At 67.4% G+C, this 16300-nt stretch carries 12 protein-coding genes; 4 read left to right on the top strand and 8 right to left on the bottom strand.

What is annotated here, in order from left to right:
* Positions 1 to 286: 286 nt before the first annotated feature.
* The gene (locus tag HUA74_RS16970) at positions 287 to 1369 is read left to right on the top strand and encodes a S41 family peptidase (RefSeq protein WP_174455343.1); all 1083 of its coding nucleotides are present in this window, start codon (positions 287 to 289) and stop codon (positions 1367 to 1369) included.
* A gap of 392 nt (positions 1370 to 1761) precedes the next feature.
* Here the strand turns inward: HUA74_RS16970 and sdhB are convergent, their stop codons facing one another.
* From sdhB to HUA74_RS16945, 5 genes are all read right to left on the bottom strand, one after another.
* Positions 1762 to 2568 (bottom strand): succinate dehydrogenase iron-sulfur subunit, encoded by an 807-nt coding sequence (gene sdhB, locus HUA74_RS16965; RefSeq protein ID WP_141645897.1) that lies wholly within the window; start codon positions 2566 to 2568, stop codon positions 1762 to 1764.
* An 80-nt stretch (positions 2569 to 2648) separates the two neighbouring features.
* Positions 2649 to 4526, bottom strand: a complete 1878-nt coding sequence (sdhA, locus tag HUA74_RS16960) for a succinate dehydrogenase flavoprotein subunit (RefSeq protein WP_174455550.1) — start codon at positions 4524 to 4526, stop codon at positions 2649 to 2651.
* A 222-nt stretch (positions 4527 to 4748) separates the two neighbouring features.
* A complete protein-coding gene (gene mdh / locus HUA74_RS16955) occupies positions 4749 to 5693 on the bottom strand; it encodes a malate dehydrogenase (RefSeq protein ID WP_174455342.1) in 945 nt (314 codons plus the stop codon).
* Positions 5694 to 5725: 32 nt separating this feature from the next.
* Positions 5726 to 7024, bottom strand: coding sequence for an NADP-dependent isocitrate dehydrogenase (icd, locus tag HUA74_RS16950; protein ID WP_141645895.1), 1299 nt, complete (start codon positions 7022 to 7024; stop codon positions 5726 to 5728).
* Positions 7025 to 7207: 183 nt separating this feature from the next.
* The gene (locus HUA74_RS16945; RefSeq protein WP_254625096.1) at positions 7208 to 7639 is read right to left on the bottom strand and encodes a sensor histidine kinase; all 432 of its coding nucleotides are present in this window, start codon (positions 7637 to 7639) and stop codon (positions 7208 to 7210) included.
* 528 nt (positions 7640 to 8167) lie between these two features.
* Between HUA74_RS16945 and HUA74_RS16940 the strand changes: the two genes are divergently transcribed.
* Positions 8168 to 10312 carry a hypothetical protein gene (locus HUA74_RS16940; protein WP_174455340.1) on the top strand — a complete coding sequence of 715 codons (2145 nt, stop codon included), beginning with the start codon at positions 8168 to 8170 and terminating at the stop codon, positions 10310 to 10312.
* A 20-nt stretch (positions 10313 to 10332) separates the two neighbouring features.
* Positions 10333 to 11082, top strand: coding sequence for a hypothetical protein (locus HUA74_RS16935; RefSeq protein WP_141645892.1), 750 nt, complete (start codon positions 10333 to 10335; stop codon positions 11080 to 11082).
* A gap of 96 nt (positions 11083 to 11178) precedes the next feature.
* Here the strand turns inward: HUA74_RS16935 and HUA74_RS16930 are convergent, their stop codons facing one another.
* The gene (locus HUA74_RS16930) at positions 11179 to 12846 is read right to left on the bottom strand and encodes a bifunctional 3-(3-hydroxy-phenyl)propionate/3-hydroxycinnamic acid hydroxylase (RefSeq protein WP_217443479.1); all 1668 of its coding nucleotides are present in this window, start codon (positions 12844 to 12846) and stop codon (positions 11179 to 11181) included.
* 364 nt (positions 12847 to 13210) lie between these two features.
* Between HUA74_RS16930 and HUA74_RS16925 the strand changes: the two genes are divergently transcribed.
* Positions 13211 to 13423, top strand: coding sequence for a hypothetical protein (locus HUA74_RS16925; RefSeq protein WP_141645890.1), 213 nt, complete (start codon positions 13211 to 13213; stop codon positions 13421 to 13423).
* 270 nt (positions 13424 to 13693) lie between these two features.
* Here the strand turns inward: HUA74_RS16925 and menE are convergent, their stop codons facing one another.
* Both menE and HUA74_RS16915 read right to left on the bottom strand, forming a co-directional pair.
* Positions 13694 to 15136, bottom strand: a complete 1443-nt coding sequence (gene menE / locus HUA74_RS16920) for an o-succinylbenzoate--CoA ligase (RefSeq protein ID WP_174455338.1) — start codon at positions 15134 to 15136, stop codon at positions 13694 to 13696.
* Entirely contained in the window at positions 15133 to 16293 is a 1161-nt protein-coding gene (locus HUA74_RS16915) for a mandelate racemase/muconate lactonizing enzyme family protein (RefSeq protein ID WP_141645888.1), read from the bottom strand. The genes menE and HUA74_RS16915 overlap by 4 nt, the downstream gene beginning before the upstream one ends.
* Between the last annotated feature and the right edge of the window lie 7 nt (positions 16294 to 16300).

Below are 16300 nucleotides of genomic sequence, written 5' to 3'. Positions count from 1 at the left end.
TACAGGCGTCAGCGCGTGGCCCTCATTGCGCAGAAACCGACGGATGGCAAGGCCGTTTGACCCGGCACACACCGCGGTGCGGCAGGCTGTGGACAGCTGATAACCAGGAATGTCCGGGTAGATGAGGACGCCTTCACCGCGTCCGAACTCCGAGCAACGGAGCAACAAGGCCCGAGCACGCACGAAGCCCCACGACCAGGGAGCCAGGCCCAGGGACGGTATGACCCGGGTCGCCACGCGTTCCGTGTCGCAGCCGTGACGTGTTCCCTCCAGGAGCCTTCGCCCCATGTGCTTGCGCCCGTGGCACCTCGTCGCCGTGGCACTGCTCGCGTCCCCTGCCCTTGCGGCCGAGCCCGCGAAGCCGCCGGTGCTCAACGCCACGGAGCGCACGCGGATCATCGAGGCGGTGCTCGTGCAGGTCCGCGCGAGGCATCACTCCCCAGAGCTGGGAGAGCTGGCACACCGACTGCTGCGCGCGAGATTGAAGCGCGGGGACTATGACGCCATCACCGATCCGGAGCGGTTCGCGGAGGTCCTCACCGTGCACCTCGAGCAAGCCGGACAGGACGCGCACTTCGTGGTCATCCACAGCGCGAAGCCCGTGCCGACGAACGTTCCTCTTCCCTGGGAGCCCGCACCGGCGCACATCGAAGCGTGGCGCGCCGAGCGCGAGGCGATTCACGCGCGGCAGGCGCGGTTCGACGCGCGGGGCATCACTCGGGTGGAGTGGTTGGAAGGCAATGTCGGCTACCTTCGAATCTCCCGCTTCCCCGACGAGAAGCTCGCGCGTGATGCCACGGCGGCGGCGATGACCCTGCTGTCCTCCACGGACGCGCTCATCGTGGATCTGCGCGGCAATGGCGGCGGCGATTCCACCCTGGTGGCCCAGTACCTCGCATGGCTCCTGCCCGCGCCCGTCCACGTGCGTGACACGGTGTGGAGAGGCCGGGAGACGACGTCGCTCCACACTCCGACGGAACTCCTGGCGGGACGCTACGGAGACAAGGAGGTCTACCTCCTCACGGACAAGGACACGTTCTCCTCGGCGGAGCTGTTCGCGTATGACCTCCAGGCGCGCAAGCGCGCGCGGGTGGTCGGTGAGAAGACGCGCGGCGGTGCCAACACGGGCGTGGTGCTTCCCGTGGACGAGCACTTCCTCGTCGGCGTCCCCATGGGGCGCACCGTCCACGCCGTGACTCGGGCGAACTGGGAAGGCACCGGGGTGACTCCAGACGTGGCCGTGCCTACCTCGGAGGCGCTGCGCATGGCGTATGCCGCCGCGCTCGACACCCTCGTGAAGCAGGCCTCGGAGCCCGAGCGACTCGTGGAGATCCAGTCCGCGCGGAAGAGCCTCGATTCGCCACGCTGAGCCCTGGCGACGCGCGGAGGTCCAGTCCGCGCGGAAGAACCTCGACCCGCCACGCTTCGCCCGAGCGACTCGCGGAGATCCAGTCCACGCGAAAGAACCTCGGCCCTCCACGCTGAGCCCGAACAACTCGCGGAGCTCCAGTCCGCGCGAAAGAACCTCGGCCCTCCACACTGAGCCCGAGCGACTCGCGGAGATCCAGTCCGCGCGGAAGAGCCTCGATTCGCCACGCTGAGCACGAGCAACTCGCGGAGCTTCGCACCGCCCGAAAACCGCGGACCGCCACGCGAATCACGCACCGCTCCATGCCATGCGCATCAACGGCAACGGCCTCATGCCGTGTCCCAGGGACACACGCATGAGGCCGCTTGGCCTTCACGGGAACAACAGCCCCGTCACCCCGGACCGCTGTGACCCTTCTTCTCCTCTTCCTGCGAGAAGAGGTCCTTGATGACCAGCTTGGTCACCTGACGGTTCATCATCGCGATGGAGGTGGTGAGCGGAATCTCCTTCGGGCAGACCTTCACGCAGTTCTGCGCCTTGCCGCAGTCCTGCACGCCGCCGGGCCCCATGAGCGAACGCACGCGCTCCTCGGAGTTCAACTTGCCCGTCGGGTTCATGTTGAACAGGCGGGCCTGGCTGATGGCCGCCGCGCCGACGAAGTCGTTGTCCATGGTCACCTGGGGGCACGCCTCCAGGCAGCTTCCACACGTAATGCACGTGGAGAGCACGTACATCGTCGACTGGTCCACGGGCGACTGGCGCGGGCCCGGCCCCAGGTTGTGGGTACCGTCCGTGGGAATCCAGCCCTTCACCCGCTTGAGCGCCTCGAACATCCGGCTGCGGTCCACGGCCAGGTCCCGGACCACGGGGAACTTGCTCATGGGCTCCAGGGTGATCGGCTGCTCCAGCTTGTCGATGAGCGCCGAGCACGCCATGCGCACCCGCCCATTGATGTTGATGGCGCAGCTGCCGCAGACCTCTTCGAGACACGCGGCGTCCCACACCACGGGGGGCACGCGCTTGCCCTCCACCGTGACGGGGTTGCGCTGGATCTCCATCAGGCACGAGATGACGTTGGCGCCCTTGCGATAGGGAACCTTGAACTCCTCGTAGCGGCCCGGCTGGTCCGGAGCGTCCTGCCGCCAGATTCGGAAGGAGATGGATTGGGTGCTGACGGCGCCTGCCTGTGCGGTGTCCATGTGGCTCGACCCTTCACTTCCAAGTCAGTTACGGGGACCCGCGCTCTCACGCGGGCCCACCCAGAAAGTTCCCCGGTGCCTTACGCGTACCAGCGCGGCTCGGGCTTCAGCACCGGCGTCGGGACGTCCTCATAGGAGATGTTCGGCCCCTCTTCCGCGTACTTCGCGATGGTCGTCTTCGCCCACCTGTCATGGCGCGCCTGCCACAGCGCCATCCACGCGGGATCGTCGTTGGGGTCCTTCGTCTTCGGCTCGGGCAGCGAGAAGTCCGGCTTGTAGTGCGCGCCACGGCTCTCGTCGCGCAAGAGCGCGCTGGTGGCGATGACCTCGCCCAGCTCCAGCATGTTCCAGAGCTGGTTGGTGTACGACAACGACCGGTTGGACGAGTTGCCCGTGTCCAGGACGTTGACGTTCTTCCAACGGCTCTTCAGCTCGCGGATCTTGTCCACCGTCTTCTTCAGCCGGTCGTTGTAGCGGACGACGGTGCAGTTCTCCGTCATCACGTCGCCCAGCTCCTGGCTCAGACCGTAGGGATTCTCCGCGCCGGCCATCTTCTTGATGGTCCCGAACCGGTCCTCCCAGTAGCGCTTCGCATCCTGGAAGTACTTCTCCGGCATGGCCGCCGCGCTCGTCGTGTTGCTCTTGGCGAAGGACGCCATGGCCGGACCGCCGATCATCCCCGAGTAGATGCAGGAGAGCAGCGAGTTGGCGCCCAGGCGGTTGCCACCGTGGAACGCATAGTCCGCCTCGCCCGCGGCGTAGAGGCCCGGGATGTTGGTGGACTGGTTCTTCGGGCTGCCCTCCAGCGGCGTCAGCGTCTTCGAGTCCGCCTCGAACTGAACGTACAGGCCGCCCATCGAGTAGTGCATGCCCGGGAAGATGACCATCGGCGTGACGCGCGGGTCGTCACCGACGAACTTCTCGTAGATCTCCATGACGCCCTTGATCTTGGCGTCCAGCGTCTTGGCCGGGATGTGCGTCACATCCAGGTACACGCCGTCCCTGCCCCCGATGCCCATGCCCAGGTCGCGGCAGACGATGAAGATCTCCCGCGTGGCCACATCGCGGGGGACCAGGTTCTTGTACTTGGGGTACTTCTCCTCGAGGAAGTACCAGCGCTCGCTCTCCGGGATGTCCCGGGGGCCGCGCGTGTCGCCCTTCTTCCGAGGCACCCAGACGCGGCCACCCTCGCCGCGCACCGACTCGCTCATCAGGCGCAGCTTGTCCTCGCCCGGAATCGACGTCGGATGCACCTGGATGAACTCACCGTTCGCGTAGATGGCGCCCTCCATGTAGGCGCGACCCGCGGCGGTGCCGGTGTTGATGATGGAGTTGGTGGAGCGACCGAACACGATGCCAGGGCCACCCGTGGCCAGGCACACGGCCTCCGCCGGGAAGGTGCGGATCTCCATGGTGCGAAGGTCCACGGCCACGCTGCCGATGCAGCGGCCCCCCTCGTCCTTCACCGTGCCGAGCCACTCCCAGTACTCGTACTTGGTGACCTTGCCCTCGGCCTCATAGCGGCGGACCTGCTCGTCCAGCGCGTAGAGCAGCTGCTGGCCCGTCGTCGCGCCGGCGAAGGCGGTGCGGTGGTGCAGCGTGCCGCCGAAGCGGCGGAAGTCCAGCAGGCCTTCCGGCGTGCGGTTGAACGTCACGCCCATGCGGTCCAGCAGGTAGATGATACCGGGGGCCGCGTAGCACATGCCCTTCACGGAGATCTGCTCGGCCAGGAAGTCGCCGCCGCGCAGCGTGTCCTTGACGTGGATCTCCGGGCTGTCGCCCTCGCCCTTGGTGTTCACCGCGCCGTTGATGCCACCCTGGGCGCAGACCGAGTGCGAGCGCTTCACCGGGACGAGCGAGAGCACATCCACCTGGTGGCCCGCCTCCGCGAGCTTGATCGTCGTCATCAGCCCGGCGAGACCGCCGCCCACCACTGTGAACCGCGCTGCTGCTGCCATCATCGTCTCCTTGACTGCCGGGACATCGGACACGCCTGCCGTCAGCCGGCTCGCCGTTTCGGCGCGCCACGCTCCGGACATCCCCGTGCGAGTTCTACAGGCTAGTTAACTTGGCGGAACCGCGCCGCAACGGCGGCGTCGAAAACGATAAGCCCGCGTCATCCGCGGCATCAGGCGCGAAGCCCGCCGACTGCTTCCGGCGGGCTCCACGACTGGAACGGACTACAGCTTGACGGAGTCGACCGTCTTCTTCACCGACTGGAAGGACTTCGCCAGCTCGGCTTTCTCGGCCTCGTTGAGGTCCACGGTGATGATTTTCTCGATGCCGCCCGCGCCGATCTGGATGGGAGCGCCGAAGAAGTAGTCGCTGATGCCGTACTGGCCCTTTAGCAGCGCCGCGCCCGGCAGGATGCGCTTGCGGTCGAAGATGAAGCTCTCCGCCATGGCGATGGAGGAGGCCGCGGGCCCGAAGTAGGCGCTGCCCGTCTTGTACAGGCCGACCAGCTCCGCGCCGCCCTCACGGGTGCGCTTGACGATGGCGTCCAGCTTGTCCTTCGCGATGAGCTCCGTGAGGGGCACGCCGCCCACGGTGCTGTGCCGCACCAGGGGCACCATGTCGTCGCCGTGGCCGCCGAGCACCAGCGCCTCCACGTCACGGATGGAGCAACCGAGGGCCTCCGCCACGAAGCACTTGAAGCGGCTGGTATCCAGCACGCCCGCCATGCCCACCACCATGTTGTCCGGCAGCTCCGCGATCTTGTGGAGCGCGAACACCATCGCGTCCAGCGGGTTCGCCACGTTAATGACGAACGCGCCCGGGGCGTGCTGCTGGATGTTGGCAGCCACGTCCTTCATGATCTTGAGGTTGATCTCGAGCAGATCCTCGCGGCTCATGCCCGGCTTGCGGGGCATGCCGGCCGTGATGATGATCACGTCCGAGCCAGCGACGTCCTTCCAGTCCGTGGTGCCGGTGACGCGACAGTCGTAGCCGTCCACCGCCGCGAGCTGGTTGATGTCCAGCGCCTTGCCCTTGACCAGACCCTCGGCCACCGGGATGTCGTACAGGAACACGTCACCCAGCGACTTCTGCACCGCCAGCAGCGCGAGGTTGCCGCCGATCTGCCCGCCGCCGATGAGGCCAATCTTCTTCTTGCGATTCTGAGCCATGGATTCGCCGTCTCCCATTCCCCGTGAGGGGACTACATGTGCTTGATGATGGCCTGACCGAACTCGGAGCACTTCACCTCGTTCACGCCAGACTGCCCTTCCTGCTTCATCAGGCGGGCGAAGTCGTAGGTCACCGTCTTGGCGGCGATGGCGCGGTCCATGCCCTGGATCATCAGGTCCGCGGCCTCGTGCCAGCCCAGGTGCCGGAACATCATCTCACCGGAGAGGATGACGGAGCCGGGGTTCACCTTGTCCTGGTCCGCGTACTTGGGCGCCGTGCCGTGCGTCGCCTCGAAGACGGCGTGGCCGGTGACGTAGTTGATGTTGCCGCCCGGCGCGATGCCGATGCCGCCCACCTGGGCCGCGAGCGCGTCCGACAGGTAGTCGCCGTTGAGGTTCAGCGTGGCGATGACGTCGAACTCGTCGGGACGCGTGAGCACCTGCTGCAGGGTGATGTCCGCGATGGAGTCCTTGATGATGATCTTCCCGGCGGCGACAGCGGCCTTCTGCTCCGCATTGGCCGCGTCCTCACCCTTGGCGGCCTTCGTCACTTCCCACTGGTCCCAGGTGTAGACCTTGTCACCGAACTCCCGGGCGGCCAGCTCGTAGCCCCACTTGCGGAAGGCGCCCTCGGTGAACTTCATGATGTTGCCCTTGTGGACCAGCGTCACGCTCTTGCGCTTGTGGTCCACCGCGTACTGGATGGCCGCGCGGATGAGCCGGTCGCTGCCCTCGTGGGACACCGGCTTCAGGCCGATGCCGACATCGGAGGGGAAGCGGATCTTCCCGAACTCCTTCGGGAACTCCTGCTTCAGCAGGGCCAGGAACTTGTCCGCCGCCGGGGTGCCGGCCTCGAACTCGATGCCCGTGTAGATGTCCTCCGTGTTCTCACGGAAGATGGTCATGTCCACCTTGTCCGGCGTCTTCACCGGGCTGGGCACGCCCTTGAAGTAGCGTACGGGACGCAGGCAGACGTACAGGTCCAGCATCTGGCGCAGCGCGACGTTCAGCGAGCGGATGCCGCCGCCCACCGGCGTCGTCAACGGGCCCTTGATGCCGACCAGATAGGTGCGGAAGGCTTCGACGGTCTCATCCGGCAGCCAGTTGTTGACCGCCTTGAAGGACTTCTCGCCGGCGAGCACCTCGTACCAGGCGATCTTCTTCTTGCCCTTGTAGGCCTTCTCCACCGCGGCGTCGAAGACGGCCTGGGAGGCGCGCCAGATGTCGCGGCCAGTGCCGTCGCCCTCGATGTAAGGGATGATCGGGTGATCCGGGACGGACAGCTTGCCGTTCTGGAGGGTGATCTTCTCGCCGGACGACGGGGGCGCCATGGACGTACTCCTGGAAGGTGTGGCCGTGTAAGAATTGGCGCGGGATAGTCGAGAACCCGCCCCCCTCCCGTCAAGGAGTTTGGCCACCCCTCCAGGTTGCAGGACTTATCGGACCCAGCGGCGCGGCACGAGAGGATGAACCTCCCGCGCTCCCCCGAGCGCTCGATGTCCTCGCCGGCCGGACTACCAGCAGGCCAGGCCCGGCGCGGGCAGCTCCACCGTCACGGTGAGCCCCGACTCCGCGCCGCGCACCACATCCAAGGTGCCGCCCACGGACTCCACCAGCTCCCGGGCGCGCGCCAGCCGCCGGTGGGTGGGCCCCACCAACATGGGCGACAGGAAGACGGCCCGGAGCTCCCGCTCGGAGAGGTGCGCATCCGGCGTCACCACCTGGAAGCGAGGCCCCTCGTCTCCAAAGTCATCGGGTGGATCCAATGACACGCGAACCCCGCTTTCCCCGGCAAGGTCGGCGGCGTGGGCCAGCAACAACAACAACACCTGCCGTGTACGTCGCAGCCCCGTGCGGGTCAGCACGGCTTCATCCGGAAGTTCCAGTTTCACCGCGATGCCGTGGATTCTTCGCGCGGCTTCCAGCAATTCCATGGATTCACGCATGAGCGCCGCCACATCCACCTGGTGGAAGTCTGGCCCCTCCACCGACTCCAGACGAGGGGCGCGCGCAGGGTGTCCGACACCGTCCCCTGCTTCACCCAAAGTCCTGCCCACCCAATCCCGTGCCGCGCTCATCGCTCACCTCATCTGGTTGGCGTGCCGGAGGGAGTTTACTGGAGCAATCCGACTCGCTCCATTTCACTACGAGAAAGCACTCAGAGCGTGGTTGACTGGTGACATTACAGTTGCGCGACATCTTGGCGGTGGCGTTGTCGGGTGCTGGGCATACAGTTCGTGAAACTTGGAGAAATGACCTGTCACGGTTGACCCAGTGACCTAGATTCCCGCCTTGACGAAAACAGCAAGGCTGCACAAATTCGATTTGACTGTTCCTGCCGACTCCGTATGATACGGACCCATAGCGAAATGCCGCCCACCGCAGCACCGCTGGAGCAGGGAGGAACTGTTGTGCTTGCAACTTCGCCATCCGCATCAGGCGTTCCTCACTACCGGAGAAGGGGGCTCCTGGACATGGAAGGGGGAAACCCGCTCTCCGACCGGCGGACGGTCGAGTTCGATAGCCGAGACGCATTCATCAATGTGATTCCGCTGCCGCCAGCGGAAGCCGCGCTGGATGACTCGGGCTATTCGCTGCATGGCCGGGGGCCGAACGCCATCACCTGCTCGCTGGGTTCGCTGGAAGGAACCATTGGCGAGGTGACGCGGTTGAGCCCCACGGTGGTCTGGGTGATGCCTCGCGGCCCCGTGAATCACGCCGAGGCGCCCACCCTGCCCGTCTTCCTCAAGGGTCTTGGCGTCACGATTGGTCCGCTGGTGGGCGCGTTCATCCGCACCGACTCCGAGACGGCGAGCGCGCCCGTGGGCCTGCAGCTCGTGGGAGTCACCGTGGAGCAGGGCCGGCAGATTCTCTCGATGCTCGCGGATGCCCTGCGCAACGGCGTGGCGGAGCCCGCCGCTTCCGCGATGCCGATGCAGGACATCATCGAGCAGCCGGAGCGCATCCGCTCCATCCTCACCGCCATCTGCGCCTCCGGTAACAAGGGCGTGCTGCGACGGATGGGCCGCTCGGTGCGCATGGTGCTGGAGCGCTTCAACTCGGCGACGGCCCAGTTGGAGTGGCGCACGGAGGAGGCGGTCGCCGAGTGGGGCGAGGCGCCCTACGACGTGGACGTCATCGGCTACAACAGCGCGTACCGCATGCGGCTGGATGCGGGCGGCATGGACGGAGATCGGCTCTTCACGCCGATGCCCGCGCGCATCTCCCGCATCCGTCATCGCTGGCACCGCCGGGTCCCCGCCCCCACGGGCGCGAGCGTGCGCTTCCACCACCCGCTCTGGCGCGAGCTGGGCGAGCTGACGCGCGACGCGGTGGACCTGTCCTTCTCCGGCCTGTGCATCCGCTGCAAGCCGGAGGACCTGATGTTCCCCGGCCTGCTGCCGCCCCACATCGAGTTGGAGACGGGCGCGGGCCAGACGCTGACGTTGCGCGGAGAGATCCGCTACGTCACCAGCCCCCGCGCGGATGGCCACGTGCTGTGCGGCCTGAGCGTGCAGCCCTACTCCGTGGACGAGGCGCGCTGGGTGCGCTTCGTGTCGCAGACGACGTCCCCCGCGACTCGAACCAGCGAGGACATGGAGGACGGGCTGTGGGATTTGTTCACCCGCTCCGGCTTCTTCAGCCTGGCGGGCAAGTCCACCGAGGAGTTCGAGGAGCTGCGGCTGGCCTTCCGCGGCATGGCGAAGCGCGGCGCGGAGATTCCGCAGTTGTTCTGCCAGGCGGTGTGGCCGTCCGAGCGCGGGCCCGAGGCGACGCTGTCCTTCATGAAGCCCTACCGCCACGCGTGGATGGGGCATCAGGTCGCCAAGCGCCCCGGCAAGCCGCCGCCGAGCGTGCAGGAGCCGGGGCAGATCATGCGCGACCTGTACGTGCGCACGTTCGAGCACCCGCAGAGCGACCCGGACTTCCGCTGGGTGGTGGCCTACGTGGAGGCCCTCAACCCGTGGATCGCCAAGGCGCACGTGCGCTACGCCGAGCGGCAGATGGAGACGGGCCAGGGCCTGGCCTTCACCCGCAAGGTCCACATGCTGGACGTGCTCACCCACGAGCAGACGGGCCGCAGCCACGAGGGCATCCAGGTGGGTCTCGCCACGCCGCAAGAGCTGACGCTGCTGGCGGACTCCATCGCTCGCACGCGCCCGGCCTGCTACGTGGAAGCGCTGGACTTCACGCGGGAGCGCATCGACATGCGCCCGGTGCAGGCGCGCTGGAAGGAATTCGGTCTCGAGCGTGAGCGAGAGATCCTGGTCGCGCGGCGGGGCAGCGTGCCCGTGGCGGCGACGGTGCTGGAGCTGGGTCAGCGGGGCACGAACCTGTACTGCCTGCTGGACATGGCCCGCCTGTTCTCACTGACCGAAGAAGGACCGTCCACCTATGTCGCCCTGGTGGACGCCGCGCGCCGTTGGTACGCAGCGCGCCGCCGCACCTCGTTCCACTTCCTGTGTGAGGACGAGGGGGGGGATTACGTGCAGGAAGCCGGCATCCACGGAGGGCCTGATCCATTCATGTGGATCATCTCCTCGAAGCTGATTCCCGACTTCCTCGAGCACATCAGTGAGCTGACCATCGGGCGCCGTGGCGCCCACAACCCTCGCTAACACGCCCTAGAGGTTCAGACATGAGCAACAAGCAACTCGTGGAGCAGAAGTATGTTCCCCACGTGGTCGAGGTGCGCGAGCGCCTCAAGTCCTCCCCCGCGCTCCAGACGTTGCTGGATCCGAACGTGGACCCCGCGCTCGTGGAAGGCTTCCTCATCCAGCTCAACTCGCTGGGCGTGTACATGACGGAGCCGGTGGACGGATGGATCCGCCGCGCGGGCGAGGCCACCGTGAAGATGGGCCTCAAGGACGTGGGCGAGAAGCTCATCACCCACGCGAAGCACGAGGAAGGCCACCACCTGATGATGATCGAGGACACCAAGAGCCTCGTCGCCCGGTGGAATGCCAAGCGCGGTCCCCAGTTGGATGCGACGGCGCTGCTGAACCAGGTGCCCACGCAGGCCATGGTGGAGTACCGGAAGATCCACGAGGACACCATCGTCGGTCCCATGCCCGCCGCCCAGGTCGCGATCGAATATGAAATCGAGAACCTGTCGGTCGTCTTCGCGCCCGGGCTGATGGAGCAGGCCAAGCGCGTGTGTGGCGAGGACATCATGGAGGCGATGTCCTTCGTCAAGGAGCACGCGGAGATCGACGTGGGCCACACCGCCCTCAACGAGGTGATGCTCGGCAAGCTGCTGACCCAGGTGCCCGAGAAGGCCGAGGTCATCGGCAAGACGGGCGCCCTGGCGCTCGACATCTACCTGCGCTTCATGGGCGACTGTGTCGAGCGCGCCCAGGGCCTGCTCAAGCCCGCCGCCGCGGCCTGACGTCCCGTCGGGCGGAAGTCCAGCCATGCCCGACTCCGGGGCGCCTGTGGCCATGTTCCGGCCCGGGCGCCCCGTCGACTTTTTCCACGCCCTCCCCTACCCGGCCCGACGAACCTCCGAGGCGCCACCCCGCGGCCGGGGACGGATGAGACCTCGCAGCGCGCGACGAAGCCCGTCGAGGCGAGGCCCCGTGGCCGTGCCGAACACGTACCGGTCCGGACGCAGCACCACCACGTCCTTGTCGTGCCGTGAGAACCACGCGCCCAGCCGGCCTTCCGTGTCCACGAACGCGTCCGGAGGAGGCTCGCCGATGCGCTCCGCGGAGAGCACGGACCACGCCCGCGCGCCCAGCTCCGCCGCCAGCGCGCGCGCCTCGCGCTGCGTGTCCTGCGAGGCGCCGGGCCGCGTCAGCACGACAAAGCCGTCGCCGAGCACGTGGTCCATCAACACCCGCTGCCCCTCCGTGGCTTCCACGCGCGGCTGCGGAAAGTAGGTGCCTTCAGGCGCGGCCTTCGCCCGCTGCGTGCCGAGGATGAAGCCCTTTTCCAGCGCGAATGCGGGCTTCACCTTGAACTGGCGGATGAACTCTCCCGTGACGGGCAGCCGGTAGAGCACCTGGATGAGCACGTTGCGCGCGCGCGCCAGCACCTGGCCTCCCGTCATCATCATCCGGCCCATCGCATCCGAGCTCTTGATGACCTCCGAGACATGGCCGCGCCGCTCGTGCTCATACGTGTCCAGCAGCGAGTCATCCGCCGAGCCGTCCAGCACCCGCGCCAGCTTCCACGTCACGTTCGCCGCGTCGCGAAAGCCCGCGCACAGGCCCTGTCCCAGGAAGGGCGGCATCAGGTGCGCCGCGTCTCCGAGCAGGAAGGCGCGCCCCACCCGCCAGCGGTCCACGATCCGGCTGTGGTACGAGTGGACGTTGACCGAGCGAATCGTCACCGTCGCCGGGTCGACGTAGTGAGAGATGAGCGAGCGCACATGCTCGGGCTGGCGCACGGCCTCCAGGTCCGCGCCCGGGTCCACGATGATGTCGAAGCGCATCTCGTCCCGCGCCGTGCGCGCGATGAACCCCCGCCGGTTCGGGCCACACAGGTAGCTGGTGTAGTCGGGCTCTGGAGACGCCGTGCTCACGGTGATGGCCAGTGAGTGCTCCAGCGCGGTGGTGCCCTCCAGCTTCAGGTCCAGCTTGCGGCGGATGGTGCTGTGGGAGCCATCACAGGCCAGCAGGTAGCGCGCCCTCACCGTCACGGACTTCTCGGTGCCGCACTCGCGCACGCGCACGGTGAGTCCCTCACCGTCCTGCACGAAGGACTCGACCTCGCGGCCCTGCCACAGCTCCACGTGCTCGAAGCGCGCCATGCCCCGGCGCAGCACCGCCTCCATGCGAGGCTGCTGGAAGAAGGCGCCGACGTAGTGACCGAACGGCTGGTCCAGGTTCGCGAAGTCCACCTCCGCGAGCGAGCGCAGCCGGTCATCGAGGTAGCGCAGCGTGTGGCACGGATGGAAGCCCGGCCCCAGCTCGCCCTCCAGCCCCGCGGACTGGAAGATGCGCTGCGCCTCGTCATCCACGCTGATGGCGCGGGACTGACCATGCGCGGACAGCTCCTTCTCCACCACCAGGGTCTTCACGCCTTGGAGCCCCAGCAGATTGGCTGCCATCGCTCCGACCGGTCCACATCCCACGATGATGACATCAACAGTTTCAGGAGCCACGTCCGCCCTCCGGGTGTCGTGCTTGTTGAGCTGCCTTTGACTCATCTCCCAGGCCAGGCCTTGGATTTATCAAGTGCCTCTTGGTTCAAAGAACGCCTGGGGGAGGATTCCTTGCCTGCTTGAGATTCACCTCTCGGGCAGAATTTCCAATCACTCCCGGATGTTTTCCGTTTCAAGCGAGGGGTACTCCCTACCCGGCGGATTCCCGTCGTGGGCTCAAGTGGGTGCTCATTCCTCGTGAGCTTCAAGATTTGCGTCCGCATGAAATCGCAGTGTCGAGTAGCGACGGAGACCCTGTCGGGAAAGCAGCACAGACGTCGTGGGCAACGCGCGGCGTCGTGCTTTCGGGGATCGACGGATGCTTTGGTGGCGCTTCCCCCTCACGCGAAGTTCGCGAAGGAGCAGTCCGATGGAATGGCTCGAATTCTCCCGCTGGTCCCCCGAGGTGGAGCGACAGCTCGCGCAGCAGGCCGCGCGGCTGGGCGCGGCGGCGGCCCGTGGAGCCTCCCTGACCCGCCGGGTGCGCGTCAGCGCCACCGTGGCGGCGGCGTACCGGCTGAGCGCGATGCTGCGTGAGTATCCTCGCACCAACCCCTGGGGCCACCCGGTCTCGGAGTCCTGATTCGGGCATGACGCTCGCCGGAAGTCTCCCGGCTTCCGGCGTCACGTCCCCACCAGGAGCCCCGGCCCCCTCGTCGAGGGTGAGCAAGTGAACGGTCCCTTCAAGGGACCTCACGAAAGCTCCCATCCGAGGGAAGGGCTCTGGCGAAAGCGGTTTGTCTCACGATTGATTGACACATCAATCCACTCCCACCTCAGACTACCGGGTTCTCACCAGGACGCCCAGTGTCACGCGCCGAACTTCGGCGAAGGGGTGTGAAGAGCGCCGCGTTCAGTCCTCGGCGGCCTTGCGCAACGAGGAGCGCTCCAGCTTCCCCATGGCATTGCGTGGCAGGGCATCCACCCAGATGAACCGAGCGGGCAACTTGAAGCCCGCGAGCGATTGGCGGCACCAGGCCTCCATCGCCTCCACCTCGGGACGCGACTGCCCCACGCGCAGCGCGAGGAAGGCCACGGGCACTTCGCCCCAGCGTGGGTCTGCCACGCCGACCACCGCGGCCTCCTGCACCGAGGAATGATTGGCGAGCACCGCCTCCACCTCGGCCGGGTAGATGTTCTCACCGCCCCGAACGATGAGGTCCGTGCGGCGCGACAGCACCGTGAGCCTGCCCCGTGCGTCGAGCACACCGAGGTCTTTCGTGCGCAGCCAGCCCTCTCGCAAGACTTCACGCGTGGCCTCGGGCCTGCGCCAATAGCCCGCCATCACCGTGGGCCCGCGCACCTCGATGTCCCCTTCCTGCCCGGGGCCTCGCACTTCGCCGCGCTCTCCGACGATGCGAATCTCCATCCCCGGGAGCGGTGGACCCGCCGTCCGACCATCCGCTTCGGAAGGCCGCTCGGTCGTCACCTGTGAACACGCCTCGGTGAGCCCGTACGTCTGGAGTGCGAGCAAGCCCACGGCGCGCGCCCGCTCCAGCAAGGGCAGGGGCACCGGCCCTCCGCCAATCAGCGCCACCTTGAAAGTCTCGGGCACCCGTCGCCCGGCACGGACATCCAGCACCCGCTCCAGCGTGGTGGCGACAAGGCTGGCGTGAGACACCTTCTCCTCGTTGATGGCACGACTCGTGGTTTCCGCGTCGAAGCGCTCGTGCAGCACGAGACAGCCTCCCTCGTACGCCGTGCGCGTCAGCATCGCGAGGCCACCGACATGGAACAGCGGCAACGTCCCGAGCCAGCGGGGCGCCGGGTGTTCTCCCAGGTTCGCCGCGGACCCGCGCGACGACGCCCGGAAGTTCCCCTCCGTCAGCACCGCGCCCTTCGGCCTTCCCGTCGTCCCACTGGTGAAGAGGACGACCCGAGGCTCGTGTTCTTCCAGCTCCACGCACGTGTCAGAAGAGGCCTCGGCCGCGAAGGTCTCCAACACCTCCGCGCCGACAAGCCGCTCACGCAGTGTCCCCAGTGCGAGCGTCAAACCCGGCTCGACATCCTGGGACAGGGGCTCCAACTCCACGCGGGTGAGGCGCGCATTAAGCGGCGCCAGCACGGCTCCGACGCGGCCCACGGCCCAGAAGAAAAACACACAGGCCGCGTGATTCGTCGCCAGCACACAGACGCGATGGCCCTTGCCAACTCCGCGAGCCTCCAGCGCGGCCACCCACCGACGCACCTCCGCATCCAGTGCGCCGTAGCTCCAGGAGCGCCCCGCGAAGGTGAGCGCCTCCGCGTCCGGGTGATGCGAGGCCCCTTCGCGAATGGGGCACCCGAACTTCGTCACACCACCACCCCGGCATCCAGGCCCAGTCCAGGCGACTCCGGAAGACGGATGCGCCCGTGCACGGGCTGGTACTCATGCATGGCGGGCTCATGCGCGAAGAGACGCCCCACCGCGAGCCCCGATGCCAGCGACCCCGAAGGCAGGGCGGCCGCCAGGTGCGCGGCGCCCGCTCGGGCCACCACGCCATCCAGCGAGCTCGTCACATACGCCTGCATTCCCAACCGCGCGGCCCGCATCGCCACCACGAGTCCGGGCAGCAGTCCGCCCAGCACCATCGGCTTGAGCACCACCGCGCCCACGGCCGGTCCACCGCCCAACAGCGGATCCACCGACAGCAGGGCACGCAGCGTCTCCGGTGAGCCGAGCGACTCGTCCGCCGCCACCATGCACGGCGCCCTTCTCTGCACACGCCACAAGGCCGACAGGTCTTCCGGCGGCGTCGGCTGCTCCACCAACTCCAGGCCGTACCAGCCCAGCTTGTCGAGCGCGCGCTTCGCGTCCGGTTCGGACCAACCGCCATTCGCGTCCAACCGCAGCTTCACGTCCGGCCCCACGGCCTCGCGCACCGCCTTCACGCGCTGCTCGTCTGCCTCCAGCGAACGCGTCGCCACCTTCAGCTTCAGCGTCCCGTAACCTTCGGCCACCGCACGCCGAGCCTCCTCCGCCAGTGCCTCCGGCGCCTCCTCGCTCAGCAGCGCGTTCACCAGCACTTCGGGACGCGACTCCTCGGCCAGCAGCCAGCACAGCGGCACGCCCTGGCGCTTCGCGAGCAGGTCCAACAGGGCCAGCTCCAGCGCATGCTCAGCGGCGGGCACGGGGCCCGGCGGCGCGGGATGACGGGCCCGGACACGAACGCCCTCGCCGCGCGCCACCGTCGGCGGGAAGGGAGACAACGTGTCCTCGACCGCGCGCACCGAGTCCCCCAGGAGCTGGCCCTTCAGCGACGACAGCCACGCCCCCAGCACCTCGCCGCACACGGACAAGGACTCCGTGCCGAACTCCGGCAGCGGCATCGCCTCTCCGAGTCCCACATTCCCGTCCTCATCCTCGAGCCTCACGAGGAAGCCCTCGCGCGCGGAGTAGGAGCCTCGGGCCGTCTTCAAGGGCTGGAGCAGCTCCAACCGCAGCGGGGTCAGCGTCGCCTGAACAATACGCATGGACTCA

The organism is Myxococcus sp. CA051A, assembly GCF_013336705.1.
Classification (GTDB): domain Bacteria; phylum Myxococcota; class Myxococcia; order Myxococcales; family Myxococcaceae; genus Myxococcus; species Myxococcus llanfairpwllgwyngyllgogerychwyrndrobwllllantysiliogogogochensis.
This window is presented reverse-complemented; position numbering and strand designations above follow the sequence as displayed.

Bases quoted from the DNA above. Each gene is read 5' to 3' on its own strand.
- HUA74_RS16915 (WP_141645888.1), bottom strand. From the start codon at position 16,293: ATGCGTATTGTTCAGGCGACGCTGACCCCGCTGCGGTTGGAGCTGCTC.
- HUA74_RS16935 (WP_141645892.1), top strand. From the start codon at position 10,333: ATGAGCAACAAGCAACTCGTGGAGCAGAAGTATGTTCCCCACGTGGTC.
- HUA74_RS16945 (WP_254625096.1), bottom strand. From the start codon at position 7,639: ATGCGTGAATCCATGGAATTGCTGGAAGCCGCGCGAAGAATCCACGGC.
- HUA74_RS16970 (WP_174455343.1), top strand. From the start codon at position 287: ATGTGCTTGCGCCCGTGGCACCTCGTCGCCGTGGCACTGCTCGCGTCC.
- icd (WP_141645895.1), bottom strand. From the start codon at position 7,024: ATGGCGCCCCCGTCGTCCGGCGAGAAGATCACCCTCCAGAACGGCAAG.
- HUA74_RS16930 (WP_217443479.1), bottom strand. From the start codon at position 12,846: ATGAGTCAAAGGCAGCTCAACAAGCACGACACCCGGAGGGCGGACGTG.
- mdh (WP_174455342.1), bottom strand. From the start codon at position 5,693: ATGGCTCAGAATCGCAAGAAGAAGATTGGCCTCATCGGCGGCGGGCAG.
- sdhB (WP_141645897.1), bottom strand. From the start codon at position 2,568: ATGGACACCGCACAGGCAGGCGCCGTCAGCACCCAATCCATCTCCTTC.
- HUA74_RS16925 (WP_141645890.1), top strand. From the start codon at position 13,211: ATGGAATGGCTCGAATTCTCCCGCTGGTCCCCCGAGGTGGAGCGACAG.
- HUA74_RS16940 (WP_174455340.1), top strand. From the start codon at position 8,168: ATGGAAGGGGGAAACCCGCTCTCCGACCGGCGGACGGTCGAGTTCGAT.
- sdhA (WP_174455550.1), bottom strand. From the start codon at position 4,526: ATGGCAGCAGCAGCGCGGTTCACAGTGGTGGGCGGCGGTCTCGCCGGG.